Annotated in this window: 31 protein-coding genes and 2 pseudogenes; 19 read left to right on the plus strand and 14 right to left on the minus strand. The window is 39.0% G+C overall.

The window, feature by feature from the left end:
- Positions 1 to 31: 31 nt before the first annotated feature.
- Positions 32 to 436 (plus strand): annotated as a pseudogene (locus SB717_RS18130) (DinB family protein); the annotation flags it as partial.
- Positions 420 to 575, plus strand: a complete 156-nt coding sequence (locus SB717_RS18135) for a hypothetical protein (protein ID WP_410904373.1) — start codon at positions 420 to 422, stop codon at positions 573 to 575. The pseudogene SB717_RS18130 and the gene SB717_RS18135, both read left to right, overlap by 17 nt.
- On the opposite strand, the gene SB717_RS18140 is transcribed toward SB717_RS18135, so the two are convergent.
- Both SB717_RS18140 and SB717_RS18145 read right to left on the minus strand, forming a co-directional pair.
- Positions 537 to 1,238, minus strand: coding sequence for an MSMEG_1061 family FMN-dependent PPOX-type flavoprotein (locus SB717_RS18140; RefSeq protein WP_410904374.1), 702 nt, complete (start codon positions 1,236 to 1,238; stop codon positions 537 to 539). The two genes, SB717_RS18135 and SB717_RS18140, sit on opposite strands and share 39 nt — an antisense overlap.
- Before the next feature lie 124 nt (positions 1,239 to 1,362).
- On the minus strand, positions 1,363 to 1,608 hold the full coding sequence (locus SB717_RS18145; protein WP_013058531.1) for a hypothetical protein: 246 nt from the start codon (positions 1,606 to 1,608) through the stop codon (positions 1,363 to 1,365).
- 306 nt (positions 1,609 to 1,914) lie between these two features.
- Here SB717_RS18145 and SB717_RS18150 point away from each other — a divergent pair, with 306 nt between their 5' ends.
- The 3 genes from SB717_RS18150 (at position 1,915) to SB717_RS18160 (ending at position 4,090) form a co-directional block, all read left to right on the plus strand.
- Complete coding sequence (locus SB717_RS18150; protein ID WP_410904375.1) at positions 1,915 to 2,925, plus strand: aldo/keto reductase; 1,011 nt, start codon at positions 1,915 to 1,917, stop codon at positions 2,923 to 2,925.
- 386 nt (positions 2,926 to 3,311) lie between these two features.
- On the plus strand, positions 3,312 to 3,734 hold the full coding sequence (locus SB717_RS18155) for a phosphate-starvation-inducible protein PsiE (protein WP_045293689.1): 423 nt from the start codon (positions 3,312 to 3,314) through the stop codon (positions 3,732 to 3,734).
- Positions 3,735 to 3,736: 2 nt separating this feature from the next.
- Complete coding sequence (locus SB717_RS18160; RefSeq protein WP_410904377.1) at positions 3,737 to 4,090, plus strand: Na-translocating system protein MpsC family protein; 354 nt, start codon at positions 3,737 to 3,739, stop codon at positions 4,088 to 4,090.
- Between the two features lie 129 nt (positions 4,091 to 4,219).
- Here the strand turns inward: SB717_RS18160 and SB717_RS18165 are convergent, their stop codons facing one another.
- From SB717_RS18165 to SB717_RS18185, 5 genes and pseudogenes are all read right to left on the minus strand, one after another.
- Complete coding sequence (locus tag SB717_RS18165) at positions 4,220 to 4,954, minus strand: class I SAM-dependent DNA methyltransferase (RefSeq protein ID WP_410904378.1); 735 nt, start codon at positions 4,952 to 4,954, stop codon at positions 4,220 to 4,222.
- 240 nt (positions 4,955 to 5,194) lie between these two features.
- A complete protein-coding gene (locus SB717_RS18170; RefSeq protein WP_410904379.1) occupies positions 5,195 to 5,920 on the minus strand; it encodes an AbrB/MazE/SpoVT family DNA-binding domain-containing protein in 726 nt (241 codons plus the stop codon).
- Positions 5,921 to 6,388: 468 nt separating this feature from the next.
- The gene (locus SB717_RS18175; protein ID WP_169305187.1) at positions 6,389 to 6,544 is read right to left on the minus strand and encodes a hypothetical protein; all 156 of its coding nucleotides are present in this window, start codon (positions 6,542 to 6,544) and stop codon (positions 6,389 to 6,391) included.
- Positions 6,545 to 6,688: 144 nt separating this feature from the next.
- Entirely contained in the window at positions 6,689 to 6,889 is a 201-nt protein-coding gene (locus tag SB717_RS18180) for a hypothetical protein (protein ID WP_200508516.1), read from the minus strand.
- Between the two features lie 22 nt (positions 6,890 to 6,911).
- Positions 6,912 to 7,429, minus strand: a pseudogene (locus SB717_RS18185) (ferritin).
- A gap of 281 nt (positions 7,430 to 7,710) precedes the next feature.
- Between SB717_RS18185 and pgaC the strand changes: the two are divergent.
- The 5 genes from pgaC to SB717_RS18210 all read left to right on the plus strand — a co-directional run bounded on the left by pgaC (position 7,711) and on the right by SB717_RS18210 (position 12,578).
- Positions 7,711 to 8,967, plus strand: a complete 1,257-nt coding sequence (pgaC, locus tag SB717_RS18190; RefSeq protein ID WP_074676826.1) for a poly-beta-1,6-N-acetyl-D-glucosamine synthase — start codon at positions 7,711 to 7,713, stop codon at positions 8,965 to 8,967.
- Positions 8,925 to 9,386: a poly-beta-1,6-N-acetyl-D-glucosamine biosynthesis protein PgaD gene (gene pgaD, locus SB717_RS18195; protein ID WP_074676825.1), complete on the plus strand. Its 462-nt coding sequence runs from the start codon at positions 8,925 to 8,927 to the stop codon at positions 9,384 to 9,386. Before pgaC ends, pgaD begins: the two co-directional genes overlap by 43 nt.
- Positions 9,383 to 10,249: a polysaccharide deacetylase family protein gene (locus SB717_RS18200; protein WP_410904380.1), complete on the plus strand. Its 867-nt coding sequence runs from the start codon at positions 9,383 to 9,385 to the stop codon at positions 10,247 to 10,249. The genes pgaD and SB717_RS18200 overlap by 4 nt, the downstream gene beginning before the upstream one ends.
- Positions 10,250 to 10,630: 381 nt before the next feature.
- On the plus strand, positions 10,631 to 12,346 hold the full coding sequence (locus SB717_RS18205) for a putative bifunctional diguanylate cyclase/phosphodiesterase (RefSeq protein WP_410904381.1): 1,716 nt from the start codon (positions 10,631 to 10,633) through the stop codon (positions 12,344 to 12,346).
- An 82-nt stretch (positions 12,347 to 12,428) separates the two neighbouring features.
- On the plus strand, positions 12,429 to 12,578 hold the full coding sequence (locus SB717_RS18210; RefSeq protein WP_176547848.1) for a hypothetical protein: 150 nt from the start codon (positions 12,429 to 12,431) through the stop codon (positions 12,576 to 12,578).
- Between the two features lie 24 nt (positions 12,579 to 12,602).
- Here SB717_RS18210 and spoIIP read toward each other — a convergent pair whose 3' ends face one another.
- On the minus strand, positions 12,603 to 13,787 hold the full coding sequence (spoIIP, locus tag SB717_RS18215) for a stage II sporulation protein P (RefSeq protein WP_013058514.1): 1,185 nt from the start codon (positions 13,785 to 13,787) through the stop codon (positions 12,603 to 12,605).
- A 190-nt stretch (positions 13,788 to 13,977) separates the two neighbouring features.
- Here spoIIP and SB717_RS18220 point away from each other — a divergent pair, with 190 nt between their 5' ends.
- Entirely contained in the window at positions 13,978 to 14,130 is a 153-nt protein-coding gene (locus SB717_RS18220; protein WP_410904382.1) for a hypothetical protein, read from the plus strand.
- A gap of 26 nt (positions 14,131 to 14,156) precedes the next feature.
- Here SB717_RS18220 and SB717_RS18225 read toward each other — a convergent pair whose 3' ends face one another.
- Entirely contained in the window at positions 14,157 to 14,543 is a 387-nt protein-coding gene (locus tag SB717_RS18225) for a VOC family protein (RefSeq protein WP_074676822.1), read from the minus strand.
- Between the two features lie 182 nt (positions 14,544 to 14,725).
- Here SB717_RS18225 and SB717_RS18230 point away from each other — a divergent pair, with 182 nt between their 5' ends.
- A complete protein-coding gene (locus tag SB717_RS18230; RefSeq protein WP_074676821.1) occupies positions 14,726 to 15,247 on the plus strand; it encodes a YcxB family protein in 522 nt (173 codons plus the stop codon).
- A 56-nt stretch (positions 15,248 to 15,303) separates the two neighbouring features.
- Here the strand turns inward: SB717_RS18230 and SB717_RS18235 are convergent, their stop codons facing one another.
- From SB717_RS18235 to pruA, 3 genes are all read right to left on the minus strand, one after another.
- Positions 15,304 to 16,107, minus strand: a complete 804-nt coding sequence (locus SB717_RS18235) for a YwqG family protein (RefSeq protein WP_410904383.1) — start codon at positions 16,105 to 16,107, stop codon at positions 15,304 to 15,306.
- Positions 16,108 to 16,280: 173 nt separating this feature from the next.
- Complete coding sequence (locus SB717_RS18240; RefSeq protein WP_410904384.1) at positions 16,281 to 17,195, minus strand: proline dehydrogenase family protein; 915 nt, start codon at positions 17,193 to 17,195, stop codon at positions 16,281 to 16,283.
- A 72-nt stretch (positions 17,196 to 17,267) separates the two neighbouring features.
- Positions 17,268 to 18,836, minus strand: coding sequence for an L-glutamate gamma-semialdehyde dehydrogenase (gene pruA / locus SB717_RS18245; RefSeq protein ID WP_410904385.1), 1,569 nt, complete (start codon positions 18,834 to 18,836; stop codon positions 17,268 to 17,270).
- 530 nt (positions 18,837 to 19,366) lie between these two features.
- Here pruA and SB717_RS18250 point away from each other — a divergent pair.
- From SB717_RS18250 to SB717_RS18260, 3 genes are all read left to right on the plus strand, one after another.
- Positions 19,367 to 20,761 (plus strand): amino acid permease, encoded by a 1,395-nt coding sequence (locus tag SB717_RS18250; RefSeq protein ID WP_410904386.1) that lies wholly within the window; start codon positions 19,367 to 19,369, stop codon positions 20,759 to 20,761.
- Between the two features lie 40 nt (positions 20,762 to 20,801).
- Entirely contained in the window at positions 20,802 to 22,190 is a 1,389-nt protein-coding gene (locus SB717_RS18255) for an amino acid permease (RefSeq protein ID WP_144644087.1), read from the plus strand.
- Positions 22,191 to 22,551: 361 nt separating this feature from the next.
- Positions 22,552 to 22,659 carry a YjcZ family sporulation protein gene (locus SB717_RS18260; protein ID WP_410904387.1) on the plus strand — a complete coding sequence of 36 codons (108 nt, stop codon included), beginning with the start codon at positions 22,552 to 22,554 and terminating at the stop codon, positions 22,657 to 22,659.
- A gap of 40 nt (positions 22,660 to 22,699) precedes the next feature.
- On the opposite strand, the gene SB717_RS18265 is transcribed toward SB717_RS18260, so the two are convergent.
- Positions 22,700 to 23,374, minus strand: coding sequence for a hypothetical protein (locus SB717_RS18265; RefSeq protein WP_410904388.1), 675 nt, complete (start codon positions 23,372 to 23,374; stop codon positions 22,700 to 22,702).
- Between the two features lie 482 nt (positions 23,375 to 23,856).
- Between SB717_RS18265 and SB717_RS18270 the strand changes: the two genes are divergently transcribed.
- The 4 genes from SB717_RS18270 to SB717_RS18285 all read left to right on the plus strand — a co-directional run bounded on the left by SB717_RS18270 (position 23,857) and on the right by SB717_RS18285 (position 25,859).
- Positions 23,857 to 24,057: a cold-shock protein gene (locus SB717_RS18270; protein WP_013058502.1), complete on the plus strand. Its 201-nt coding sequence runs from the start codon at positions 23,857 to 23,859 to the stop codon at positions 24,055 to 24,057.
- Between the two features lie 77 nt (positions 24,058 to 24,134).
- Positions 24,135 to 24,290, plus strand: a complete 156-nt coding sequence (locus SB717_RS18275; RefSeq protein ID WP_162837669.1) for a DUF3934 family protein — start codon at positions 24,135 to 24,137, stop codon at positions 24,288 to 24,290.
- A 384-nt stretch (positions 24,291 to 24,674) separates the two neighbouring features.
- On the plus strand, positions 24,675 to 25,325 hold the full coding sequence (sigH, locus tag SB717_RS18280; RefSeq protein ID WP_013058500.1) for an RNA polymerase sporulation sigma factor SigH: 651 nt from the start codon (positions 24,675 to 24,677) through the stop codon (positions 25,323 to 25,325).
- 156 nt (positions 25,326 to 25,481) lie between these two features.
- Positions 25,482 to 25,859 (plus strand): hypothetical protein, encoded by a 378-nt coding sequence (locus SB717_RS18285; RefSeq protein ID WP_410904389.1) that lies wholly within the window; start codon positions 25,482 to 25,484, stop codon positions 25,857 to 25,859.
- A gap of 14 nt (positions 25,860 to 25,873) precedes the next feature.
- Here the strand turns inward: SB717_RS18285 and SB717_RS18290 are convergent, their stop codons facing one another.
- On the minus strand, positions 25,874 to 26,302 hold the full coding sequence (locus tag SB717_RS18290; RefSeq protein ID WP_410904390.1) for a hypothetical protein: 429 nt from the start codon (positions 26,300 to 26,302) through the stop codon (positions 25,874 to 25,876).
- Positions 26,303 to 26,349 lie beyond the last annotated feature (47 nt).

Consider the following 26,349-nt stretch of genomic DNA (forward strand, 5'->3'; position numbering starts at 1 on the left):
TAAAAAGCTTGAAGTATTCTCTGAAGTAGCGGCGTCAAACCGTCCTGCTCCTAAGAAGTGGTCACCAAAAGAAATTGTGGGGCACTTATGTGACTCAGCCATTCACAATTTGCAGCAGTTTATCAATGTGCAGCATGAAAAAACACCTTTGGCCCTGATGTCTTATAAACAAAATGAATGGGTAGAACTGCAGCACTATCAAGATACGTCCATGGAAGAAATAGTTGCCCTATGGCGCAGTTTAAATAAGCAAATTGCTTCCGTTCTTTCTCATATACCAACAGAAAAGCATATGTATCAATTTGAATTAGAAGATGGAAAGTTCGTTTCGCTCCAGTGGTTGGCTAAAGATTATATCGCTCATTTAGAGCATCATATTAAGCAAATTGACGCTCAACTGCCGCTAGGAGGCGAAGTGAATGAAAAAAGAACGTAAAAAAGAAGAATCTCAGGTGAAAGTCGATTTCAGAACAGGCCGCGCCTATGGTGATCATGAATACATAGGAGGTTCAAAAAAAGGCGTGCTTCTTGCTTTGTTACCAATTCTGATCATTGCCGGAGGTATACTTTTTTGATGGTAAAATGACAAAAGCCGCATTATAGCGGCTTTTGTCATAGAGGTGCTGAGTTTTGCTTTCTTCGGGATTGGTACGGCTTTCTAGGTTGGAAAAGCCTGCGTGTTCCGCGACTATTTTAGCTGCAGAAGGAAGCGTTTCGACTCTTTCCCAAGATTCTGGAGTCCACAGTTTTGATCGCTTGAACGCTTTGCTGCAATGGAGAAAGCATTCTTGTACTTCGACGCTGATAGCAAGCAGCGGAGTTTTATTGTGAACCGTCATTGTTTCAAGCATCGTTTTGTCTTTGACAATACAAGCTTTGCCGTTCACCCTCAGCGTTTCTTCTATGCCTGGAATCAAAAAAAGCAGCCCTATTTGAGGATTAGATAAAATATTTTCCAATGAATCTACTTTTTGATTGCCACTCCTCTCTGGAATCAATAGCCTTTTCTCATCAACGACTTGTACAAAACCAGCATGATCACCCCGCGGAGAACTGTCGCAAATTCCTTTATGATCAGCTGTAGCAATGATGACAAAAGGGGAATGTTTAATAAATTCCCGGCAGTGTCGATCTAGATAAGAAATTATTTTTTGATGTGCCAATTTGTTAGGCGCGCCGATTATACCGCGAAGTTCTTCCTTCGTTTTTACTTGTTCTTTAAAGTGAATGTTTTCCATTCCTTTTTTCACTCTTACTTTTTGCGTATACTGAAAATACCATTTTCACATATGAAATACTATATTTTTATGCTCAAAAAAACAGAAAAGTCAGTATATTTAAATGAAGTAGAAGTGTTACACGCTAGCTTCGGTCTTTTTTTAAATTTTTGATTGCATTATCAAAAATGTCATTAACCGTCTTCATATGTTCACTGACAAGATGATTCGAGTCTTTTTCTCGCTGGCGCATGTCTTTTAACAAATCATCCATATCATCTAGCAAACTTTGAAAATACTCATCTTTTTGTTCTTCTTTCATTGTGGAATCGTCCATTTCATCAAGCTTATCGAGCTTATCTTCAATTTTTTTGAAGTATTCATCTCTCAAGAATCTCACCTCATTTATAAAGTAGCTTTCTGCTTATTGTATGCACAATGTTTGTTTGCATGAGTAAGAAGTAGAAAGTACATAAATAAAAGAAGAGTCTGAAAAACTCATTTGCTCCTTAGTAGGTTACTTTTTAGTTCCCATATTACTTTAAAGTGCGTACTTTTCTTTCTTGTTTCCATGCTTCATAATGAATTTTGTCAGGGAATAACAAGACATTTAATGAATCGATTGGTCGTTGGATTCGCCTTCATACTAATTAATTTCTAAAATAGAGATATAAAAATTTCAGGAGGTTTTATGAATATGAGAGAAATACTGCAGGGGAAACTAGGATTTGGAACAGCACCACTGGGCAATATGTATCGTAATATTCCAGAAGAAGAGGCCATAGCAACGGTTGATGCTGCTTGGGAAAGCGGCATCCGTTACTTTGACGCAGCCCCTCTTTACGGAGCTGGCTTAGCAGAAATGCGCCTTGGTGAAGCACTATCAAAAAGAAACCGCGATGAGTATGTGCTAAGTACAAAAGTAGGTCGCGTCATTTCAGATGAACTAGAAGACACATCTTCACGTGACATGGGAGAAAAAGGCGGGCTTTTTGAATTCGGCCGTAAAAATAAAATTATCAATGACTACAGCGCGGATGCAACTCTTCGTTCAATCGAGCAAAGTTTAAACCGTTTGAAAACAGATCGCTTGGACTTTGTGTATATTCATGATGTTGCGCAAGATTTTTATGGAGATGAGTGGGTAGGACAATTTGAGTCTGCTCGAACGGGCGCATTTCGTGTGCTTACGCGCTTGCGTGAAGAAGGAGTTATTAAAGGATGGGGACTTGGAGTAAACCGAGTAGAACCAATTGAAATCATGCTGGAGTTAGAAGAAGCAAAGCCGGATGTATCATTGCTAGCGGGCCGATACACGCTGTTAGATCATGAACGTGCGCTGCAGCGAGTGATGCCCGAAGCCGTAAAGCATAATATGGACATTGTTGTCGGCGGACCATACAGCTCAGGCGTTCTTGCTGGAGGTACGCACTTTGAATATCAAAAAGCATCTTCAGAAATTATGATAAAAGTAGAAAAAATCAAAGCGATTGCAGATCGTCATCAGATCAGCATTAAAGCCGCTGCTGTCCAATTTTCACTGGCTAATCCAGCGGTTGCTGCTGTTATTCCTGGCGCCAGTCGTCCAGAGCGTATTGCTGAAGACAAAGCGGCATTAAATACAGTAATTCCGGCAGCCTTCTGGGAAGAAATGCGTGAACAGCAGCTTGTAGCTTCTTATGCTCCGCTGCCAATCAATGTTAAATGAAGAAGTAGTTAAAAACTATATCAGTGTAAACGCTAAGTAAATCTTTATTTGAAGTTTTGACGTATTGCGCTATAATTAATTGTAAAGAAGCTTATTGATAGAAATTCATCATATATGTTTTTTTATCTTTGGTGACTTGACTATATGTAGATATATGAAGGGCTGGATAACAAGTATTGAAAAATGCTGAGTCGTTAACCCATCATAAAGAAATTTGTACAGCTATGCACAAATCTCTTTATGATGGGTTTTTTTGTGGAGGAGTGAATATGTTGGAGACAACTAATAAAGCAGCAAGCTCTAAAACAGGCTAATAGTTTTTGAGCTTTTTGCTAACATGAATAGAATCAATGTAAGGAAATTAGATAAAAGGAAGGGATACAAAGGTGTTGGAACTATTTTTACGTAAAAAAAGGCAGTATCTAATTACGACATATCAATTTATTTTAAATGTCTCACTGATTATCCTTGGATTTATACTCGTTTATTTTTTATTGAGAGAGCTTTTTTATATTATGAATGATGCCTTAACAGGAAATAATAACGTTCATAAAATCCTTGGAAAAGTACTTGTTTTCTTTTTATATTTTGCTTTTGTTTCGATGATTATGACTTACTTTAAGGAAAGCTGTCATTTCCCATTAAGTTATCTCTTATATATTGGAATTACTGCCACAATACGATTTATTATTGTGAATAACAATTATCAAATTGGAAGTTTATTTTTATCGCTAGGAATTATTGCTTTAACGATTAGTTACTTAATGTTAACGAAAAAAAGATTAGAAGATAATGAAAGGAGAATTTGAATATGAGTAGAAATAGAGAGCATGAATTTAGTAACTTGGTGCGCGAAATCCGTAAAGAGCAGGTTGGAAATGGACCGAGAGAAATCACTACTCGTTTTGTAGATACGTGGGCTGTTAGCGAAATGAAAGGCAATCTTACGAATGTAGAAAAGTTTATGATAACTTCTTCTGAAGGCAAAAGGATGGTTCATGAGGCACGCACGGAACTAGTGAAAAAAATTTATGATTGTTCAGAGATAAGAGATAAGTTTGAAAAACTTGTCCATGCAAAAATTATAAGAGTTTTTTCAGACATTAACATTGAAGAAGATGTCGCGATGACTACTTTTGTTTTTGATAAAAAGTTAGACGATTAACTAAAATAGTTTTTTGAAAGAAAGAGGGGTTTAGTGACGCCAAACAACAGAAATATAGCGGATGTTGCTATTGTGAAGAGTAAGTGTAAAAGAGCATCAAAGGCTTTGATGCTCTTTTCATCTAGGCGCTTATCTGTTCTTGACGCCGCTCATCAGCAAAAACAAAGGAATGCGCATTCGACGTTCGTAGGTTTCAGCGCTGTCGAAGTGTTCTTTTTGAGGGCATGCTTCCTTTAAATGTGTGACGGTAAATCCACTTTTCTGCATTAAAGAAAAGTACTCTTCAAGCGTGCGATGATACTTTTGAACGTATCCGCCCATCCAGTGCTGCTGACGGAATCCCATTGAGAAATAGTTATCCACCGTCCAGTTTGTGCGCAAAGAAGAGGGCTGCAAAGTGGAAGTAATGACTGGATGTTCCACAGAAAAAATAAATCTTCCTTCAGGTTTGAGCGCTTGATTCACTTTAGTGAAAATGGAGGCTAAGTCTTCCATGTAGTGGAGAGACAGTCTTGCAGTAACCAAATCATATTCGGTGCGTGGTGGAGTATAATGCTCCATCGATTCATGGAGCGCTCTTGCATTTGGATAGTTTGAAAGCTGTTGCTGAGCTGCGTTTATCATATTGATCGAGCCGTCTACTCCGGTATAAGAGAAACATCCCTGTTCAAGAAGCTCCACGCCAAATCCAGCATTTCCGCACCCTAAGTCTAAAACGTCTGCATCTGTAACGTCACCTAGAAGCTGTAAAATGACCGGTTTTTCAATCGTATCGTTGGCATTTTCTTTTTGCTGCCGGCGTTTTGTATAGGCTAGAAACGTCTCGTCATTATCGTAAAATTCAGTTCCTGTTGAGATCTTCAACTAAATCAGCCTCCTTTGTGCAAGGTACCTTATTATACGTATAATTTGAAATTATTCACAAGGGTTTTGATGAATATAGAAATTATGTTTTATTTTGGAGATGGCGTTATCATGGGGAGTAACGGGTTTATGGAAGATAAGTCTAAAAGCTAAGAGTTGAGTATAGAAAGGATCAGTCTATGCGTAACTCTTAGCTTTTGCTTTGAAGTCGTAGGAAACCATTTGTTTTTGGCGTCGTTCTTATTTCCGTAATTTTTCAACAATTGCTGCTTCTATTTGCTGAGATAATACGCTGCTAATCTCTTTTTCATTCTCCACTTTTTCTAAAATGAGCTGCTTATTACCTGTCTTGATTTTTAACATCGTACCTGAGTGGATGGAGAAACCATCTCGCAGCTTTTTAGGAATAGTAAGTCGAAAACGGTCATCAATTTTTCGAGATTGAGCTGTAAATGTTAAAGTCGTTTTCTTACCAAAATTCATTTCATATTTCTGAATCACAATGTTATTTTCTTTGTTAATAAAAAATTGGACCTCCATGTTTGCATCCAGTTCGACGGACGTTAAAAGTTCAGAAGTGAGCTGAATCTGCCGGCCGGCTAATGTTACATAATAAGGAGGAGACGCCGCAGGTTTTTGTGAAAGCGCTATCGATTTTTCGTCTCTTTTTTTCATCACAATTTGCTGTTCTACCACGTATAGTTCTACATAATCAAAGGGCTTAAGTTCATAGTCATTTCGCAGGGATCTCGGAATGACTATTCTACCCATGTGGTCAATTGTTCGAATGAAGATATGAGAAGGAACCGGGACATTTTCATCATGATGATCGATAATAATCCAATCATCACAGCTCCGTAAAAAAACTTTGTCGTTCGTCTTGAGTTTCGTTAGTTGCATAAACAAAGAAGGAAGGGATACTCTTCCCATTTCGTCAATTATACACTCTTCTTTTTTTGTACGCATCTTGCTATTTAATCCTTTCTAAAAACATTTTAGATGGGGTATGTTACTTAAATTACACAGCATTTATTTCTTTGTCAAATGAAGCAAATGAGTATTTATTCATTCTACAGATTGAGAAATACAGGAAGTTTGACCTCGTTCAGTAGATGCACAGCTGTCCCGTGTAAATGGTCATCATCTGTAGAAAACAGTTAATCTGTTAATTAGAAAAGCATAGAATATAAGCGTTTTTCTTTCTTTTGATTTTATTGTCAGAAACAAAGGTTTAAAAAGGAGCTTCCTTCCTTTTCTGAAGAGTAGGTTTTTTATTGAAAAAATGCAGTCAGATTTACGCTGAATGATGAATAGATTTATGCATATTAAGTCGAGAAAAAAATTTCAAGCGGAGCTTTTTTACTTGTTTTGAAGAGCAGTTATAGTTAGAAAATAAAGAAAAAAGCTCAAAGCAATGAGCTTTGAACCAATTTTTTATCGTTTTTCTACCAGCAGTAAGCTGAAGGTAGCAAGCGGTCCTAAAGCAAGAGATAATAAGAACCAGTTCAGACCCGTTCGATTTTTACCTTGCGCTAATCCGGCATTAATTAAAGCCAGCGTTCCCCATCCTACAACGTATTGATTATCCATATGACACCCCGCTAATAATTGTTTCTTTATTTAATTAACAAAATCTATATTAGCATAAATATCCATATTTTTGATTGGAATTCCTGAATTAGGGTGGAGAAACGGTGAATTTCTTCAAGAAGCAAAGTTCTTATTCTCCTTAACTTAGTGAAGGTAGTAGTGAATAAGAGAAGGGTGCACGTAGTAGATGTGAACATATTGAGGTCGATGATAGTGAAGCTGATGCATATATTGATTCATAAGCCTTTGAATGGCGTTATACACATTAGGCGGATAGCCATAATAGCCGTGGTGAATACCAACTCGAAACAAGGAAACGGGCGTCGTGTTATTGGTTCTGCACATTGTTCTACACTCTTCTGTGCTTTTAACCTTGCGCAGCTGCTTCACCCGCTGGTGCAGCTTTTCGCTGTCCTAGTTCTTGATCGAGTATAAAAATAGCTGGAGGGTTATTTTGGGAGATTTTTAGACGGTCTACAATCGTTTGAGCTTGGGCCTCTTCGTCGACTTGCTCTCGTAAAAAGTCCTGCATGATGACTAACGTTTGAGGTCATTCGCTTGGCTGATAAATTGAAGCGCTTGACGATAAGAATTCGTGACGAACATCTCATGCCCCAATACTTTTTGAAACGTTTCTAACGGTGTCCCAAACTCACTTGGCTGAGCAGGCAAAGAGCTTAATTCTACCGTTCCGCCGCGGTCAACTAAGCAGTCAATGAGTTTTAGCATATGAGTGCGCTCTTCTTCAGACTGCAGACGCAGCCAGCTGCCCATTCCTTTATAGTTTAATCGATTCATATAGTTAAACATAGCTAGGTATAAAGTCGAAGAGACGTGTTCAAGTTGAATTAAGTTATTGAGCAGCTTTTGAATTTGTTCGTTCATACTCGTTATTCCTCCTTAGGGAAAGGGTTTCTTTCATATATTACCTGCAACCATCACGCTTATAATCTGCAAAGATACTATATTTCACTTCTTTAAGTAGGTAACTTGCCCATCCTTTATTGGTGCCTTTTACTTACATATAAGGGTTGTATAATATAGGAATAAGAGTAGTTTAAAAGTATCTTTTTTTAGATGGTTAAAATTACTATGTTCTATTTAACCAATTTAGTGATAAAATTGTCACTCTGTGCAATTTTAATTGGAGTGAAGGAGTCAGAAAAATGAATATGCAACACGTATTAATACCTGGATTTGAAAAGCTTGCGAGCTTTGTTTTCTGGTATCCATTTATCATGTCTTTATTTTGGATTGCAGGCACGCTTATTTACATACGCTATCGCGACCGAGATCCTAAAGTTGATTTTTCAACAATTGATTGGCCGTTAGTGAGCTTTTTAGTGCCTTGCTATAATGAAGAAGAAACGATTGAAGAAACGCTTAAGCACCTTTTGGCGTTAGATTATCCGTCTAAAGAAATCATCCTTATTAACGATGGAAGCACGGATGGAACAGCTGATATATTAAAGGACATCAGCAGAAATCACCCTGAAGTTCGTGTGATTCAGCTTTATGAAAATAAAGGAAAAGCCAATGCGTTACATTTAGGTGCGCACGCATCTAAAGCAGAGTTTTTAATCTGCTTAGATTCCGACGCTATTTTAGATCAAAACGCTCCGTATTATCTAATCCATCATTTTCTTCATAAAGGGGAACGGCTGGGAGCCGTTACCGGAAATCCGCGCATTCGAAACCGTAACACACTGCTGAGTCGCATTCAGCTAGTGGAGTATTCTTCTATTATCGGTTCTATTAAACGAACACAGCGAATTTTAGGAAAAGTAATGACGGTCTCAGGCGTAGTGGTGGCTTTTCGAAAGAAAGCACTTGTGGACGTCGGGCTGTGGGATCGTGACATGATTACGGAAGATATCGCTGTGAGCTGGAAGCTGCAGCAGCGCTTTTGGGATATCCGCTATGAACCGCGGGCATTGTGCTGGATGCTTGTGCCTGAAACCTTAAAAGGAATTTGGAAGCAGAGAGTACGCTGGGCTCAAGGCGGACAAGAGGTAATGCTTCGCCACTGGAAAGTGTTATTAAAATGGAAGCAGCGCAGAATTTGGATTGTATACCTAGAGCAGTGGATCAGTACTCTTTGGTCATTCGCATGGCTGTTTGTGACTATCATGCTGCTTGTTACGGCGAGCAGCCCTCAAGACATGCTGTTTTGGTTTACGTTTACGTCATTTTCCCTTGTGTTTATGAGCTTAATTCAGCTGTTTATTGCGCTGAAAATTGATTCAAAATACGACAACGTGAAGCGGTATTACGTATGGGCTGCATGGTACCCAGCGCTTTACTGGATTGTGAATACGATTGTGGTAGTGGGTGCATTTCCTCGTGCTATCAGATCGAGAGTGAAAGGAGGCTATGCTACATGGAGCAGTCCAGACCGCGGCTTAACGAAGAGCAAATCATGATTCAAGCCAAACAGCCTCTTGCTCGATTCGTGATAAGCATCATTGTTTCATCTGTTTTTTGGCTCTATTGTGCTATTGTTCTTTGGTTTTTCCTTTCAGCTGTTATCGGCGTAAATGACCGTTACAGCGGGGTATTAAAAATTGCGTTCAAAACGACGAACGGCGAAATTCGAACGTTTTTAGTAATTGGACTCGCTATTTTTTGCTTCTTTTTCCTGGCTCTGTTTTTATGGAGATCCTACAATAAAAAGAGATTTGGAAGCTTAAACCGACGAAAAGAGCCGGCGTATACGAGTGTTAAAGATTTAGAGCGTCTTGAGCTTTTATCGAAGGATCAAATTCAAGAGCTTCAGCGTGCACAGTACATCGAATTTGATGTTAATCCGTTAAAACATACTGAAGAGAGGAAGCACGCATGAAGAAATATGTATTCTTTCTTTTGATTGCGGTAGCGGTAGTCGGCTTTATTTTCTTTAAAGTAGTGAACTGGGAAGACAAGGCGAAAGCAACAACGACCGTGGAGCCAGCGCTTGAGACGAACGGATGCTTAGGTTTAAATTATCATCGCGTGCGCAAGCATAATTGGTTTAATCGAGTTGTCAGCTCAGTTACAAAGTCTGACGAACTGACAGAGTACAGCGTCTACAGCAATGATTTTGAACATCAGTTGAAAAAGCTGAAGGAACTTGACGCTACGTTCGTTACGCCAAAAGATATTGAAACGTATCAGCAAAAAGGCACGTTTCCAAAACGCTGCGTATGGATTTCATTTGATGATATTGACCGTACCGTTTATCAAAACGCGTTTCCAATTTTAAAAAAGGAAAACATTCCGTTTACGCTATATGTAATCGCAGGACAAGTGGGGGCAGAGGACTTTCAAAATTTAAACATGGCTTCGTGGAGTCAGCTAAAAGAAATGAAAGACAGCGGCCTTGCGACAATCGGTTCGCATACATATAATATGCACCGTTTAGAAGAAGGCAAGCCTTTATTTCTGACGCCTGCTAAATACAGCGCGTTTGCTGAAGATTTACGAAAAAGCAAAGAAACGATTAAGCGACATTTAGGGGTAGACCCTGTTTACTTTGCGTATCCATATGGCAATGCAAATGATGACGTAGCTAAAATTGTGAAAAATGCCGGTTTTCACCAAGCAGCTATCCTAGCTCCCCACCTTATTACAAAAGATAACGATCCGTATTATCTTAATCGAATTGTTGTGTATAATAAAACCTTTCAAGACCTTGTTCTTCCGTGGCTGGCGCGTACAAGCTCGTAAGAAGAAAGTGAAAAAAGCCTCTGTCTAAAGCAGAGGCTTTTTTTCTTTTTACCATCAAAAGGTATGTCAATTACGTGAAGAAAGTACACTTTCATTTCTATAAAAATCATTTTAATGGTACCATAGAAAAGTTGTGATAAAAGATATGGATAAACGAAACTATCTATCAATCCTTTTACAAACTGCGTGTAAGAAGTTTTTAAAGGTGTAAAGAGGAAAAGCAGCAATTGTACGCTTACTATTTTACGAATGTAAGGCAATCGGACAAACTAATTCGCTGTCCATTGCTGATTAAATTGTATTCATTATTCACGATTCCTCTCTATCATTTCGTCATGGGTTTTGTTTTATCGTTAAAATTTTGATAAAGGTGTATAGGATATGGAAAACAGGCATTTTGAATATAAATTTAAAGAAGCGCTGAAAAAACTAAATGATATAGAACTTGCGTTAAACGAATCATCGATTGTAGCGATTACGGATAGCCGCGGATTCATCAATCACGTGAACGATAAATTCTGCGAAATTTCTAAGTATGAAAGACATGAGCTCCTCGGTCAAGATCATCGCATTATTAATTCGAAACATCATTCAAGCTTGTTTTTTAAAGAGTTGTGGAGCATGATCAGCTCTGGTAAGGTATGGCACGGAGAAATAAAAAACAAGGCAAAAGACGGTTCATATTACTGGGTGGATACAACCATTGTTCCTTTTTTAGATGAACGGGGCAAGCCGTATCAGTACGTATCGATTCGTAATGATATTACAAAACGAAAAGCATATGAAGAAAAAATTAAGCAAATGGCTTATTATGATCCTTTAACCAATTTGCCTAACCGCTACTGGTTAAACAGGCAGCTGAAAAAACTGCTTTTAGATGGAGAATCTCCTGAACAGCTGGCCATTTTATTTTTAGACTTAGACCGCTTTAAATCAATAAATGATACGCTTGGCCATCATCACGGAGATGTGCTGCTTAGGCGCGTAGCAGAAAGATTAAAAAAATGTATTCCGTCCTCTGATTTTATCTCGCGGCACGGGGGCGATGAGTTTATTTTAGTGCTGCATACACTAAAAACTGTTGAGGAAATTGAAGAAATGACCGAGCAGATTGTAAAAGAAATGTCGCTTCCTTTTTATGTAGACGGAGATAAAGTGCTAACCTCTACAAGCGTTGGCATCAGCCTATTTTCAAAGAAATATCAGCAGAAAATTGTCCCAAAAGACGCAGATGAACTAATTGACCGGCTGATCAAGCAAGCAGATATTGCGATGTATGTAGCAAAACGAAATGGACGAAACACATATGAAATGAGTTCATCTTCATCAAATGAACGAATCATTAAAACAATCAGCATGGAGAATGAGTTAAAGTATGCGTTAGAAAGAAATGAGTTTCAGCTGGTTTATCAGCCGTTAATCGATTTGAAAACGTCTGGTGTGATAGGGGCAGAAGCGCTTATCCGCTGGAATAGTGCAAAATTTGGTACCGTCTATCCAAATGAATTTTTGCCTATTTTAGAAGAAGTAGGTCTAATTGTGCCCGTTGGCAAGTGGGTGTTAGAAGAAGCGTGCAAGCAAATGAAAGCATGGACGGAGCTGAATTCAAAAGCGAGCAAAATAGGAGTAAACGTATCACCTATTCAGCTGAAGTCCTCACGATTCGTAGCGGAGATTGAGCAAATCTTGCAAAAAACAGGCCTTGAGCCGCACTTTCTGGAACTTGAAATCACTGAAAGCGTCATTCAAAACAGTCAAGAATCGAAAAAAGTGCTAAACCGCCTGCGGAGTCTAGGGATAAAAGTGGCGATGGATGATTTCGGAACGTGCTATTCATCCCTTAGCTATTTGAAACACTTGCCGATTAATACGTTAAAAATTGATAAATCATTTATTGACGACTTAGACGAAGTTGGAAAAGTGCTAGTGGAAACGATTATTCAAATGGGAAAAAAACTTAATTTTGATCTCACCGCAGAAGGAATAGAAAACGAAGAACAGCTGCAGTTTGTGACGGAACAAGGCTGTCATATCGGTCAAGGCTATATATTTGATAAGCCGCTTTCTCCTGAGGAAATGAGCCGTTTGTTGAATTGAAGGAGAATGATGTATACGGAAAGAAGCTCTTTAATAGAGCTTCTTTTTTGATTTTTAATATGATATAAGGAGTGATAAAGTCGTGAAAGAATACGTTGGAATTTGCACGGTATGTCAAAAGGAAGTGTACTGCTTAGAAGGATTTTTGAACGGTGTGGTTGTTGAAGGGAAGCTTGTATGCTTTGCGTGTGAAGAAGAGGAGAAGCGTGACTCTTATAGAAACAAAAACTAGCTACCTGGGGTAGCTAGTTTTTGTTTACTGCGCATTTACTTTTTCAGCTTGCCAGTAGTACTCGCTGAACACATCAGAAAAAGCTTTGACGGTATTTGTGAGTTCTTCCATATTGTTATCGACGCCGCCTACTTCAATCAAAATGGAGCGGTCGGATAAGTCTTGATTATATAGTCCATTATTGCCGCTAGTTTTCTTTTTGCTTAACACTCCGCGGCTAAGGCCTGGATATTTTTCCTCTAGCTTTTCATGAATCGCTTTGGCCATTTTAACATTTTCATCAAATTTCGGGTTTGCTTCACCTAATACAATCATCATTTTAGCGTACGATTTTCCGTTGATAGCAGCCGTTGTTTTTTCTTGACGCAGTGAATCACGATGAATATCAATTAAATAATCAACGTCTTTGTTTTGCTGAAGAGCTGTTTCCACTACGCTTCGAGACATCGCATAGGCTCGTCCTGTACCCCAGCCTTTTTCATTCAGCTTTTGCGTCATATTAGTTGTATCTACTTCCGAGCCGATTCCGTCTGCTTTTAATTCCATTCCTAGCATTTGACCAACGAGCGTGATGTTGGTTTTGTTATCAACTGCTTTATTTTCGTTCGCTTCACCTTGCATACCAAGTAAAGGGAAATAAGATTCCCAGCTGTGCGTGTGGTAGATATACACAACTTTTTTGTCCCCCGTACTTTGCTTGGCCTGTGTTTGAGACTGTTTTTTACTTTCTTCGTACGTTTTGCTTTCAGCAGGATCCAAATCACGCTCCCCAGAAATGCTTTCGAGCGGAGGAGCTGACTCATGAGGAATCGTCGTATAATCCGTTCCTTCACCGGCTAGTAGAATATGAGAATCAAAAATAGAAAAGCCGGGCAGTTCTGATCCAAAGAGACTTCTTGTATCCGCCACGCGGATATTCGTCGCCAGCTGCAGAGCGACAGAAGAAAGAGGAGGCGGAGAGAAATCTTCTTCAAAGGCATGAGAGAAATGATGGTTTTCCGTATGCATGAAGTAGAACAAACTTTGAGCTTTATAATTTGATAGTGCTTGATAGACAACGTTTGAGCGGAGCGTATGCTGAAGAGTTGAATACGTGACGGTAAAAATAGCGGCAGATGTTAACAGAACAAATAGTATAGCGATAATTAATGATTTATAAGAAAGGATCCAAAAAAGCTTTTTAGGCTTTTCAGTGAACTTATTTTTCATAGAATAAACCTCCTCTAATGAAACTTTGAAATCAGCGGATGAGAGCTCTAAGAGAAGAATGTTATGTATCTACTATTTACTCTATTAAAAAGAAAAAGAAATATGATAGAAACCAGCATATTTAACACAACATAAAAAAGTTTATAGTAGGGCATACTGTAAAAAAACGGTGCGTATTGGAACTAGTTAGATGAACGACTCATGGGTTTATCATCATTTTATTAATACACTTTTATTTCCTTTAGCAATGTTTGGCGTGGCATTTTGTGTACTGGGGCTGTTGCTGTACATGCTGTGGAAAGAAAAGCAAAAAGGAGGACCAAAAGAACACAAGAGCTCTTAAATAAGAGCTCATGTTTTGTCGAACATTCAGTTAGAAAAAGGGAGATTCACTTTCTCTAAGAACTCTATTCGGTTGTCAAAAGGATCCGCCACGTAAATTCTTTCGACGCCGGGAATGTTTTGGTCTTCTATAAAAGAAATACCGAAGCTAGTCAGATGATCTTTGAGCGCAGGTAGATTTTTAACGTGAAAGCCCGGATGCGCTTTTTTTGCAGGTGAAAAGGCAGGTTCAACACCAATATGCAGCTGATAAGAACCAAATTCAAACCACACGCCGCCGCGCTTTTTTAGACTTTCCGGCTTTTCGACTTCTGTTAAGCCAAGAACGGTTCCGAAAAAGTGTCGAGCTTCGCTTTCTGAATTCGGGGGTGCAGCTAGCTGAATATGATCAATATGCGTCAGTGTAAAAGTCATGAACATTCCTCCTTAAATAGTAGAGTACTAGTTAAGTTTACGTGATGTATACGTGTAAATAAATGACAAAAAGGTGATGCTTTTCATAAGAAAAGCTTATAAAGAAGTGCAATTTTATATACATATAACACCAAATGAGGTATATTTTATTTTGTTGTTATTTAGTAGAATTGGAGATTAATATGGAATATCACTATACGTTAACCAAAGATGATTACGTAGCTTTTAACATGCATCACGCTCAACATTCGGAAAGAGTCCAAAAAGTGCTGAGAGTTCAGCGATGGATGTCGCTTATTTTTGTTCTTATTCCTTTGCTTGTTTCGTGGGTTGAAGGAGAATTTTTACTTGGCATGTTCGTAGCGTTTGCGCTGCTTGCGGTGCTGTGGTTTTTATTTTATCCGAAATATTTTTACGGAAGTATTAAAAAGAACATCGTAAAGGTAATAAATGAAGGAGATAACAGCAGTCTGACGGGTGAGCATACGATGATGGTTACGGAAGAGGCCTTGGTAGAGAAAAGCTCAAAAGGAGAAGTGAAGACTCCTTGGTCAAGCATCACTCAAATTAGAGAAACCGATGAACATATCTTTATCCTTGTTAGCGCAATGAGCGGATATGTTATTCCTACAAGCGCATTTGCAGATGTAAAAGCGTTACAGCAGTTTAAAGAAATGCTGAATGCTGCAAGGAAAACAGGCTGAGTAGTAAAAGCCATATAAAAAACGCCCTCTTAGATACTTTTCTAAGAGGGTGTTTTTTAACAGCAGTCCCAGTTGTACAAAACATCTTTAAAGTTACGGTTGCGAAGGTCTTGTTCTTTAATAAAGAAATTGGCCACTCCTGCATCACCAAACATAATATCAGCGTCGTCGTCCATGGCAAATTGAAGAAGCAGAATGTTGTATGCTCGCAGCGCTTCATCGTAGTCTCGAGGATCGCTTTGAGTGAAAAAAGCGTATCCGCCCATTTTGTGATACTCGCCCGTAAGCTCATCCCAGTAGATTTCTTCCATTTCTTCATCGTCAAAAAAACCTGGTTCTACAGCGTTATAGCGATAGTCAGTAGGGGAAACAGGTTCGATTCTTATTTCAAACTGTAAACCTACTTCTTGAGGAATAGGGAACATATCTCGGTCAATGTCTTCAAGATACGTAAAATCCATTGTTAATTTGTTTTCGTCGGTTGTTACATCTTCATAAAAAACGACGCGAAAGTCTTTTTGAGTCGCAGGGTGGTCAAAATCCAGACCATACACATCACCGGTGTTTTTGTTATCAGCTCCGCAAATGAAAAATTGAAGCATGCCTTGAGAGGGCATGTTTTCATAGGAAGGAACTTCAGAAAAATTGATTTGTGCCATCAGCAGCATCGGCTTGCCCTCGGAGTCTAGAGGATGATTTGCTTCTAGAGGAAGGTAAGGGTTGCCGCCAAACTTGCTTTCATATAATTTTGGACTATTCATAACCGTATGGAGATGGATATAAGGTTTACATGTTTGCTCAATTTCTTTTCGATAAGGTTCTAGCTTAGGAGGCAGTTCTAATTTTGATAGAGGATTCATATGTACTCTCCTTTTTGTTTGAAATGAAAAGAACATTTGTTCGTATTTATATTTTATCGTAATACACACGAAAAGGGAAGAGAAATCGTATAAAAAAAGCCCTTTGCAGAAGCATCCGCAAAGGGCACAAAAGAATGATAGCGTTTTCATTATGAGACTTGCTAAATTAATGCTTATTTAGAAAAGAAACCTTTTAAAGCAAATGCGACGTTTTGCGGTCTTTCCGCTAAGCGGCGCATAAAGTAGCCAAACCAGTCGTTGCCAAAGGGAACGTATACGCGCATTGTATAGCCTTCTTTTGCGAGGCTAAGCTGCATATCTGTTCGGAATCCGTACAGCATTTGAAATTCAAACTGGGTGCGCGGGATGCTGTTTTTGTGAGCGAACTCTTTTACTTTTGCAATAATATTGTGGTCATGAGATGCAATCGCCGTGTATGTTCCGCTGAGCAAATGTTCTTCGATAATCCGCATATAGTTCTCGTCAATTTGGGCTTTATCTTGAAACGCCACGGTTGGTGATTCTTGATACGCGCCTTTTACCAATCGAAGAGGAATGCCTCTTAGCTCTTTTACATCTTGTTCAGCGCGGAACAGGTAAGCTTGAATAACCGTTCCAACATTATCAAACGTCTCTCGAAGCTCTCGTAAAATATCTAGCGTCATTTGACAGTGCGCATAGTCTTCCATGTCGATTCGAACAAAGTTATCGTATTTTTTCGCCGTTTCAAGAATGCGGCACATGTTCTCAACGCAAAAACTGCGGTCAATATCCAAACCAAGCTGCGTCATTTTGACAGATAAGTTGCACGTTACACCGGCTTGCCCCATAGCTTCCAGCGTTCTGACGTTATATTGTGTTGCTTCGATGGCTTCTTCTCTGCTTGAAACAAATTCCCCTAAATGATCAAGCGTACAAACAAGTCCTTTTTCATTCAGTTCCCGTACTTTTTTGATCGCATGTTCAATCGTGTCGCCAGCTACCACTTGAGCTGCACCAAAGCGAAGACCCCATTTTTTCGCCGCTTTGTTTAGCGCTTTATTTTGGGAAGCGTGAAGAAACACATTTTTAGATACCTCTGCTAACATAAATATCTCCCCCTATAGAAAAAATCCCTTGTTGTTTTAAGATAGAGCAGCCTATGGCTGCTCTACTGAGTATTAAAGCGTTGTGCTTGTTGTTTTTGCTTGCAGGTGCAGAATCAAGTAATCAGGGCCGCCAGCTTTTGAATCTGTTCCTGACATGTTGAACCCGCCAAACGGCTGGTACCCAACGATGGCACCTGTACAACCGCGGTTGAAGTAAAGGTTTCCGACGTGGAACTCTTCTTTTGCACGCTCGATGTGTTCAGGCGTATTTGAAAGAAGGGCACCTGTTAAGCCGTAGTCTGTATTATTAGCAATTTCCATCATATGATCGAAGTCGCGCGCTTTGCAGAATGCTACGACTGGGCCGAAGATTTCTTCTTGCATTAAACGTGCTTTTTCATCTACATCTGCAATGATCGTAGGCTGAATGAAGTAGCCTTTTGAATCATCTGCTTCTCCGCCCATCATTAAACGGCCTTCTTCTTTACCGATTTCAATGTACTTTGTAATTTTGTTGAAAGAAGCCTGGTCAATAACAGGTCCCATATACGTGTTCACATCTTCAGGACTGCCCATTGTTAATGTTTTTGTCAGCGCAACTGCTTTTTCAAGAACGATATCGTATACGTCTTGGTGAACAACTGCACGAGAGCCTGCTGAACACTTTTGTCCAGAGAAGCCAAATGCTGAATACACAATAGAAGAAGCAGCTAAATCTAAATCAGCATCTTTATCTACAACGACCGTATCTTTACCGCCCATTTCAGCAATAACACGTTTTAGCCAGATTTGACCAGGCTGTACTTTTGCCGCGCGTTCATAGATGCGGCAGCCTACTTCACGAGAACCTGTAAATGAAACGAAGCGTGTTTTTGGATGATCTACTAAATAGTCGCCAATTTCGCTTCCGCTTCCCGGCACGTAGTTCAGTACGCCGTCTGGAAGGCCAGCTTCTTTCATTACTTCTACAAATTTTGCTGCGATAACCGGCGTGTTGTTAGCCGGTTTTAATAGAACCGTATTTCCTGCTACGATTGCTGCTGCAGCTGTTCCAGCCATGATTGCTAACGGGAAGTTAAACGGTGAAATAATAACGCCGACACCAAGCGGAATGTAGTTAAATTTATTTTCTTCACCTTCGCGGCTCTCAACAGGCGCGCCGTCTTTTAGCTGAACCATTTGGCGAGCGTAGTATTCAAGGAAGTCAATTGCTTCTGCTGTATCAGCATCTGCTTCTTTCCACGGTTTTCCGGCTTCTTTCACAAGGTAAGCTGAAAATTCATGCTTGCGGCGGCGAATAATGTCCGCTGCGCGGAAAAGAATATCTGCTCGTGCTTCCGGCGCTTCTTTTTTCCACGTGTTAAAGGTAGAAAGTGCTGCTTGCATTGCTTTTTCAGCCAAGTCTTGATCTGCTTTTGACACGCGGCCGATAACTTCTGTTTTATTTGCTGGGTTAATGGACTGAATTTGATCTTCTGTTGTAATTAATTCTCCGCCAATTACAAGAGGATAGTCTTTGCCAAGCTCTGATTGTACAAGTTCTAATGCAGATTCAAATGCATCTTTGTTTTGTGCAATCGTAAAGTCTGTGAAAGGCTCGTGTTTGTATTGTTTGATTTCGTTGATATTCATTGTGTTCATTTTCATTACCCCTTTTTTAGAAAATTTGCAACATAATTAATATTCCAACACCCTATACCTGTATTATAATCACTTTATTATCGTTTTGTACATAGTTTTTTAACAAAAATGTTCAAAAAAATTAAAAATAAACACTTTTGTTTAAAGAACCAATGAATCTATGGTTTTTATAGTGATTTTGACAAAACGAAAAGAAAGAAGTGTCGGTAAAGTATAAGAAAAGATGTTTTGAAGTAAAGAATTACGATAGGGGAAAGAGTTTATCGTTAGTAAATTAAAATGATCTTCCTTTCAAAAAAACAATAGACAAAGTTGTTTAATATAAATTATCATATAATTCGAAAAGTATTTTTTGTCGAATGAAGCTATCTTTTTCGTCAAGTGAAGGCTTCATTTGAATGCACAGATAAAAGGAGGGTAGGAAAACGGCAGGTATTTGTCCACATTATTGTAAGGGCTTACATATTTAACGCGCGATGCGAAGAACGTGTAATTCTTTAAATGACGGTTCCTATGAGGAGGATTTTAACATGAGTCATCAACCGCCTGAGTTAAAAAAAGAATTAAAAATTCGACACATAACCATGATTTCTTTAGGAGGAATCATTGGTGCCGGTTTGTTCATTGGAAGCGGATCACTCATTAACGCAGCGGGTCCTGGTTCCATTTTTTCGTACGCGTTTGCCGGTTTGCTTGTCATTTTAGTTATGCGAATGCTGGGAGAAATGTCCACAGCTAATCCTTCAAGCGGCTCGTTCGCAACATATGCAAGAGAAGCGCTTGGGCCGTGGGCCGGCTACACAATCGGCTGGCTGTACTGGTTTTTCTGGGTAATTGTTATTGCAGTTGAAGCGATTGCGGGTTCAACGATTATTCAATATTGGTTTCCGTCTTTACCGTCTTGGGGTGTGAGTCTGATCCTGACGTTTTTATTAACGTTAACGAACTTATACTCTGTTAAATCATTTGGTGAATTTGAATACTGGTTTTCACTTATTAAAGTAGTTAGTTTAGTGCTGTTTTTACTTTTAGGAGGAGCGATCATCCTCGGTTTAATACCGGGAGTAGAGTCTCCGGGAGCATCGAACCTTCTTCACAGAGGCGGATTTCTTCCAAATGGAATCAGCTCCGTCTTTTTAGGGGTGGCGATTGTGATGTTTTCTTTTATGGGAACAGAAATTGTCGCAACAGCGGCTGGAGAATCGGCACAGCCTGAGCGAGCGATCACCATCGCAACAAATACTGTTATTTATCGTATTTTATTTTTTTATCTTGGGTCTATTTTAATCTTAGTGACTATTCTTCCGTGGGATTCTTCAAGCTTAATGAAAAGTCCGTTTGTTTCGATACTAGAGCTGGTAAACGTTCCGGCAGCGGCTCAAATTATGAACTTTATCGTACTGACTGCTGTTCTTTCTTGCTTAAATTCAGGTCTATACACGAGTTCTCGTATGCTTTACTCAATGGCGCAAAAAGGAGACGCGCCGCGCATGTTTTTGAAAGTGAATAAAAAAGGTATTCCGTTTAATGCCATTGTAGGATGTACCGTGATTTCTTACATCAGCGTTGGTTTTAACTATCTTTCACCTGATAAAATCTTTTTATTTTTAGTAAACGCATCGGGAGGCGTAGCGCTTCTTGTGTACCTTGTTATTGCTTTTTCACAGCTTCGCATGAGAAAGAAATACGAGAAAGAAAATCCAGAAGCATTAAAAATCAGAATGTGGCTGTTTCCTTATTTAACGTATGGAACGATTGCGGCAATTACAAGTATCTTTATTGCGATGGCATTTATTGATTCACTTCGCACTCAGTTTTATCTCACGCTGCTGATTGCTGTATTTGTGGTATGTTCGTACTTCTTTATGAAAAAGAAAAAAGATGATAGTTCCCTATCAGGACAGGGGAATAAAAGAATTTCTTAATAGAAGAGAAAATCATCACGAGGGGCTAGGGGGAAGTGAATTGGCAAACAAAGAGTTAAAAAGAGGGCTTGAATCTCGTCATATTCAAATGATTGCTCTCGGAGGAACGATTGGGGTAGGGTTATTCATGGGTTCAGCAAGCACCATTAAATGGACGGGGCCATCCGTCCTGCTTGCGTATGCTATTTGCGGCGTTTTTATTTTCTTTATTATGCGTGCAATGGGAGAAATGCTTTACTTAGAGCCAAGTACGGGTTCATTTGCGACATTCGGTCATAAATATATTCATCCGTTAGCTGGTTATATCACGGCTTGGAGCAACTGGTTTCAGTGGGTAATTGTCGGCATGGCAGAGATTATTGCAGTCGGAGCTTATATGCAGTACTGGTTCCCTCATTTACCGGCGTGGGTTCCGGGAATTGTCGCCATGGTTATTCTGGGTGGGGCCAATTTAATTTCGGTGAAATCGTTTGGAGAGTTTGAATTTTGGTTTGCAATGATTAAAATCGTGACGATTGTTCTCATGATTATTGCCGGTCTGGGCCTTATTTTCTTCGGTCTTGGAAACGGCGGAGAAGCGCTTGGCCTGTCAAATTTGTGGGCAAACGGCGGTTTCTTTACAGGCGGATGGTCAGGCTTTTTCTTTGCATTGTCGCTTGTTATTGCTGCCTATCAAGGAGTAGAGCTTATTGGAATTACAGCAGGAGAAGCAAAAGATCCTAAAAAAACGTTAACAAGTGCAATTCAAAGCTTAATTTGGCGTATTTTAATTTTTTATATCGGCGCCATCTTTGTAATTGTAACGGTGTATCCGTGGAACGAGCTGGATTCACTCGGCAGTCCGTTTGTTTCTACGTTTGCTAAAGTAGGAATTACAGCAGCGGCGGGAATTATTAACTTTGTCGTGATCACAGCGGCAATGTCTGGATGTAACAGCGGAATTTTCAGTGCGGGACGTATGCTTTACACGCTAGGTGTAAACGGTCAGGCTCCGGCCTTTTTTACAAAGGTTTCTAGAAACGGTGTGCCTATTTATAGTACCGTTGCGGTGATGATTGGCTTAGCTGCGGGCGTTGTTTTAAATTATATTGCACCGCCAAACGTTTTTGTGTACGTGTACAGTGCGAGCGTGCTTCCAGGTATGATTCCGTGGTTTGTGATTCTTATCAGTCAAATTCGTTTTCGAAAAGCAAAAGGAGCGGCGATGGACCAGCATCCATTTAAAATGCCTTTTGCTCCTGTGACGAACTACGTAACCATCGTATTTTTACTTATGGTGCTTGTAGGCATGTGGTTTAATGATGAAACGCGCATATCGCTGATTGTCGGCATTATCTTTTTAGCTATTGTCGTGCTGAGCTACTATGTACTAGGTATCGGAAAACGTACGGAAGTACGGTCTTCTGAAAGACGTAAGCTAGTGAAATAAATGATTTTGTAAGAGAGGCTGAAAAGCATTTTAGTTTAAGAAGAAGATTCGAACGATGAATGTAACGCGTTCGGATTTTTTATTGGAATGGTGAACGTAGGTTTCAGCTCATGCACCTTATTTGTTCGTCTTTAGATTGGATTGATTTAATCTCTTTTGAACAGAGGAGAAGAAGCGAAGTTAGCGCTTTTCTTAGGCTGTTTTCTTCTTTTATTAATGAGGTGCATGGCAAGAAGGAAAAAGAAAAAAGAAAAAACCAGAGTCAAATTGGCGTGTTCAGGCATAAGATAATCCAACTCAAGCGAAATGCAAGCGGCGTTTTTCTTGAGGAAAGAGTAACTAAAGAAAAGGAAGTGTTCGTATGTCTGGAAACGCTGGATGTGGATCTGGTTTTGCTTTATTAGTTGTATTATTTATTTTATTAGTGATCATCGGCTGCAGCTGCTACGGCGGAGGCTTTGGCTGGTAATTCACTCATTTCAAAAGCCCTATAAGGGCTTTTTCTATGCTTATAAATAACGCTTTTTCCCGTTTTGATAAATGTTGACGTGAAAGCCGTTCATTTCCCCGATATAGAGTTCAGAGGGTAAATCAGCTACTTTGATAGATGAAGTAATTCCTACAGTTTGATACCCCTTTGATTCTAGCGTAACGGTATGAAGTTTGGGCTTATTCATCATTTGTAAAAAAGGCTGTTCATCTTCAAAAAAAGCGCGCTTATCGATGGCGACTTCAAATGTAACAGGCTTTGAACGGTTATTTTCAAAGGAAAGCTTGCAGTTTCCCCTTAATATGGTTTCTCTTTTATTAGTCTCGAATGTACAATTGCTGTTTTCAGCATCGTAAGAAACAGCATACATTCCTGACAACACGGTCTTTTGCATTACTTCAATCATGAACCTAGGGCCGGAAGTAACGATGAATGCAGCTAAAATCGTTAGTTTTAAACGATGACGGTTTAAACTTTTATAAAGTAAAAAAAGACTTATTAAAAGCATGATTGCCCACGCATTGTTAGCATAATAGAATCCCGTCATTGTTTCTTCATTTCCATAAATGGGAAGACCTAAAAAAGAAAAGACAGAATTAATAAGCGGCGCTGAGTTAGGGAAAGGGATGTCTAAAATAAAAACAGCTAGTAAAAAGATGAGTCCTTTTATCAAAAGTGATCGTTCACGAATCATGTTGTTCCTCCTTAGCTATAAATCACGTATCATTATATACTATTATTATCTTTTTTTGTAATTAATGGTTATTTTATTGCACGGGAAGAAAGAGAGTGGAAAATAAATTCATAAAAAATGTACATGTCCATTTATAAGTGTCATAGTGTCTTAGAAAGCAGAATATGAAATATTTATTTTTGTGCAGATGATACATATTGCTGAATGAAAAAATTTTATGCCGCATCACAATCCAGAAATGTTGGTAGCTTCAAAGCTTACACAGAGGGTTTTAACCGATACATAATTAGCATAAAGCCTGTCTTAGAACAGAAACTTGCTATTTCTAAATTGATATGTTACACTAAGGTTAATTATTTTTGTTCGGTATGAAATTGAAAGAAGAGAAATATTCTTCAAAAGAAATTTTTATCTGGAAATAGTACGATTGAGCAAGGGTAGTAATATATGTGTGGAATAATTCCACCACTGGAGGAAATAGTATGACTGAAGGTACAGTAAAATGGTTTAATGCAGAAAAAGGTTTCGGTTTCATCGAAATTGAAGGCGGAGAAGATGTATTCGTACATTTCAGCGCAATTCAAGGCGACGGATTCAAATCTTTAGACGAAGGTCAAAAAGTGACTTTCGACATCGAGCAAGGTCAACGCGGTGCACAAGCTGCTAACGTTGTAAAAGCATAATTTTATGCAATCCAAAAAAGACTCCGACTTTGGACGGGGTCTTTTTTTATTGTAACAAACACGCAGGTAACGGAGGAATACGTATGAGTAAAGCAAAAGGTAAAGGCGGCACGGGGCGAGGCACCGGAAAAAAAGGGTGGAACCGCTGGCAGGCGAGTGCAAAAAAGAAGAAAAATGCAAAGCCTTATAAAAGCAAGGGAACAAAAAATGCTGATAAGCCGGAAGGCAACTAATCCTATATGCGCAGTATCATCTGCAACTTCGACTTACTCTGCTTGAGTAAGTTTATTTAATGTGGAATTATTTTTTTATTGTTTTTTTGACAGATTGCTGTCACTATATGAAACAATAAAGTGATTTGTGTGAATTTTCTATAAAAATTGATTTTTTTTGCAAACACTTTCATATTTCGACAACCTTTTTGATTTTTATCGGTTATACTTCTTTATAATAGATTATAGAAAGATGCAGGGGAGCATAAAGTGAGAGAGGAAAGCGACAGTTTACCTGTACGCTTTTTACGTTTCTGGACCGTATTGCAGTAGCGTCGTAGTAAGTAGATCATGCATCAGTTTAGAACACATCAAAACTCAACTAAGTGTAACGGGGGGATATGAGTGAGCGTAGGCATCGTAATTGAAAAAGTTCAAAATTATGCTATGTTAGAAGATCATGTTTTGGTTGAAATGGTTCATAGTGGAGACGAAAAATCATTGGAGTATTTAATCAACAAGTATCAAAATCTTGTGAGGGGTAAAGCAAGAAAATACTTTTTGATTGGGGCTGAAAAAGAAGATATCGTCCAAGAAGGAATGATTGGACTGTACAAAGCAATTCGCGACTTTAATGAAGACAAGCTAACATCTTTTAAAGGTTTTGCGGAGTTATGTATCACAAGACAAATTATTACGGCGATTAAAACGGCTACTCGTCAAAAGCACGGTCCGTTAAATTCGTACATTTCATTGGACAAGCCTCTGTATGATGAAGAATCAAACTATACGCTGATGGATATGATTCCTGGCGATCAAATTGCTAATCCGGAAGCGGTGCTGATTCATCAAGAAAAAGTGGAAGACCGTGAGTTAAAAATTGCGGAAACACTTAGTGAATTGGAAAGAAAAGCATTGACGCTGTATATGGACGGCCATTCATACGCTGAAATTTCGAAAGAATTAAACACCCACGTCAAGTCAATTGACAACGCACTGCAGCGTATCAAAAGAAAGTTAGGTCGAGACGTAGAAAGCAGACAAGCTATTTCATAATGAGTAAAGAGGACCTTATTGGATAATAAGGTTCTTTTTTATTGAATAGTTGGCTACTCTGCCCTTCTATACTGAAATATTTAGCGAATTCATGTTTTTACCATGATTTCCTTTATGTGTTAAAATGGTAGCAGTTTCAATTTGAAGGAGGATCTTATGCTTTTCTTTCTAGACAAGCATCACGCCAAGCTAACGTGGATGATTGTAGGAATCGGACTTGTTCTTTTTTTCGTAAGGCGAGAGACGCTTGCATTTGTGCTAATTAGTTACGTATGCTTACAGGGAATTCAGCACCGCAGGCTTATTAATAAGAAAATAAAAGCTACTTCTTGGGCTAAGCGTCTTCTATACGCAATATGTTTTTTACTGTTAATTGCTGTATTGGCTTATTCTACGATGCATATGCTTGCTTGGGCGCATAGGCATCATGTATTTATTGTTTTTCAATTCATCATAATTTATTTGCTGCTTCTTTTTGGTAAATTTTTATTCTATCACTTCATTCCAAAGACGATGAATAAGCTAAGTGAATAAAAAACAGCCGGACCTCAAAGGGGTTTCGGCTCTTTTTCACGGTCTTTTAAAATGTCTTGAATAATTTCAATATGAACAGAAGCCCACGATTGTTCACGAAAATGAAGAAACACGCTTGGAATGAGCATAAAAACGTACAGCACGACAAAAATAATCCAAAGCCAGCTGCCGTCTTTAAATAAAAATTGCTGCAGCCGCTGCGAAAATAAAAAAAAGAGCCAAGGCAAGGCAGAAACAAGGATAGGGATCACGCCGGACCCGTTTTTTTCTTTGGTCATTCGGTAATAAACTCTTCGCAAAGTAGCGCTGTCGAGCGTAAGGTAAAGCTGCCGGATTTCTTCCATTTCCGCTAATTCATCAATTTCTTCTGCGTTTTGGTTTTGATGAGCTGCTTTTTTTAGTTTAAGGTAGACTTTATGAGCATCGCCGCGCAGTGAAAACATATACCAGCCTCCTGCATATTGTTTCGTCTTCTTTAACAGAGTTTGCA

The organism is Priestia sp. SIMBA_032, assembly GCF_046535215.1.
GTDB lineage: Bacteria > Bacillota > Bacilli > Bacillales > Bacillaceae_H > Priestia > Priestia aryabhattai.

What these genes read in the sequence shown, in the direction of transcription:
- SB717_RS18135 (WP_410904373.1), top strand. Translation starts at nt 420, where the DNA reads ATGAAAAAAGAACGTAAAAAAGAAGAATCTCAGGTGAAAGTCGATTTC.
- SB717_RS18150 (WP_410904375.1), top strand. Translation starts at nt 1,915, where the DNA reads ATGAGAGAAATACTGCAGGGGAAACTAGGATTTGGAACAGCACCACTG.
- SB717_RS18160 (WP_410904377.1), top strand. Translation starts at nt 3,737, where the DNA reads ATGAGTAGAAATAGAGAGCATGAATTTAGTAACTTGGTGCGCGAAATC.
- SB717_RS18230 (WP_074676821.1), top strand. Translation starts at nt 14,726, where the DNA reads ATGGAATATCACTATACGTTAACCAAAGATGATTACGTAGCTTTTAAC.
- SB717_RS18260 (WP_410904387.1), top strand. Translation starts at nt 22,552, where the DNA reads ATGTCTGGAAACGCTGGATGTGGATCTGGTTTTGCTTTATTAGTTGTA.
- SB717_RS18170 (WP_410904379.1), bottom strand. Translation starts at nt 5,920, where the DNA reads ATGCGTACAAAAAAAGAAGAGTGTATAATTGACGAAATGGGAAGAGTA.
- spoIIP (WP_013058514.1), bottom strand. Translation starts at nt 13,787, where the DNA reads ATGAAAAATAAGTTCACTGAAAAGCCTAAAAAGCTTTTTTGGATCCTT.
- pruA (WP_410904385.1), bottom strand. Translation starts at nt 18,836, where the DNA reads ATGAACACAATGAATATCAACGAAATCAAACAATACAAACACGAGCCT.
- SB717_RS18285 (WP_410904389.1), top strand. Translation starts at nt 25,482, where the DNA reads ATGCTTTTCTTTCTAGACAAGCATCACGCCAAGCTAACGTGGATGATT.
- SB717_RS18220 (WP_410904382.1), top strand. Translation starts at nt 13,978, where the DNA reads ATGAACGACTCATGGGTTTATCATCATTTTATTAATACACTTTTATTT.
- SB717_RS18235 (WP_410904383.1), bottom strand. Translation starts at nt 16,107, where the DNA reads ATGAATCCTCTATCAAAATTAGAACTGCCTCCTAAGCTAGAACCTTAT.
- SB717_RS18175 (WP_169305187.1), bottom strand. Translation starts at nt 6,544, where the DNA reads ATGGATAATCAATACGTTGTAGGATGGGGAACGCTGGCTTTAATTAAT.
- SB717_RS18240 (WP_410904384.1), bottom strand. Translation starts at nt 17,195, where the DNA reads ATGTTAGCAGAGGTATCTAAAAATGTGTTTCTTCACGCTTCCCAAAAT.
- SB717_RS18180 (WP_200508516.1), bottom strand. Translation starts at nt 6,889, where the DNA reads ATGTGCAGAACCAATAACACGACGCCCGTTTCCTTGTTTCGAGTTGGT.
- SB717_RS18225 (WP_074676822.1), bottom strand. Translation starts at nt 14,543, where the DNA reads ATGACTTTTACACTGACGCATATTGATCATATTCAGCTAGCTGCACCC.
- SB717_RS18270 (WP_013058502.1), top strand. Translation starts at nt 23,857, where the DNA reads ATGACTGAAGGTACAGTAAAATGGTTTAATGCAGAAAAAGGTTTCGGT.
- SB717_RS18200 (WP_410904380.1), top strand. Translation starts at nt 9,383, where the DNA reads ATGAAGAAATATGTATTCTTTCTTTTGATTGCGGTAGCGGTAGTCGGC.
- pgaD (WP_074676825.1), top strand. Translation starts at nt 8,925, where the DNA reads ATGGAGCAGTCCAGACCGCGGCTTAACGAAGAGCAAATCATGATTCAA.
- pgaC (WP_074676826.1), top strand. Translation starts at nt 7,711, where the DNA reads ATGAATATGCAACACGTATTAATACCTGGATTTGAAAAGCTTGCGAGC.
- SB717_RS18290 (WP_410904390.1), bottom strand. Translation starts at nt 26,302, where the DNA reads ATGTTTTCACTGCGCGGCGATGCTCATAAAGTCTACCTTAAACTAAAA.
- SB717_RS18250 (WP_410904386.1), top strand. Translation starts at nt 19,367, where the DNA reads ATGAGTCATCAACCGCCTGAGTTAAAAAAAGAATTAAAAATTCGACAC.
- SB717_RS18140 (WP_410904374.1), bottom strand. Translation starts at nt 1,238, where the DNA reads ATGGAAAACATTCACTTTAAAGAACAAGTAAAAACGAAGGAAGAACTT.
- SB717_RS18205 (WP_410904381.1), top strand. Translation starts at nt 10,631, where the DNA reads ATGGAAAACAGGCATTTTGAATATAAATTTAAAGAAGCGCTGAAAAAA.
- SB717_RS18265 (WP_410904388.1), bottom strand. Translation starts at nt 23,374, where the DNA reads ATGATTCGTGAACGATCACTTTTGATAAAAGGACTCATCTTTTTACTA.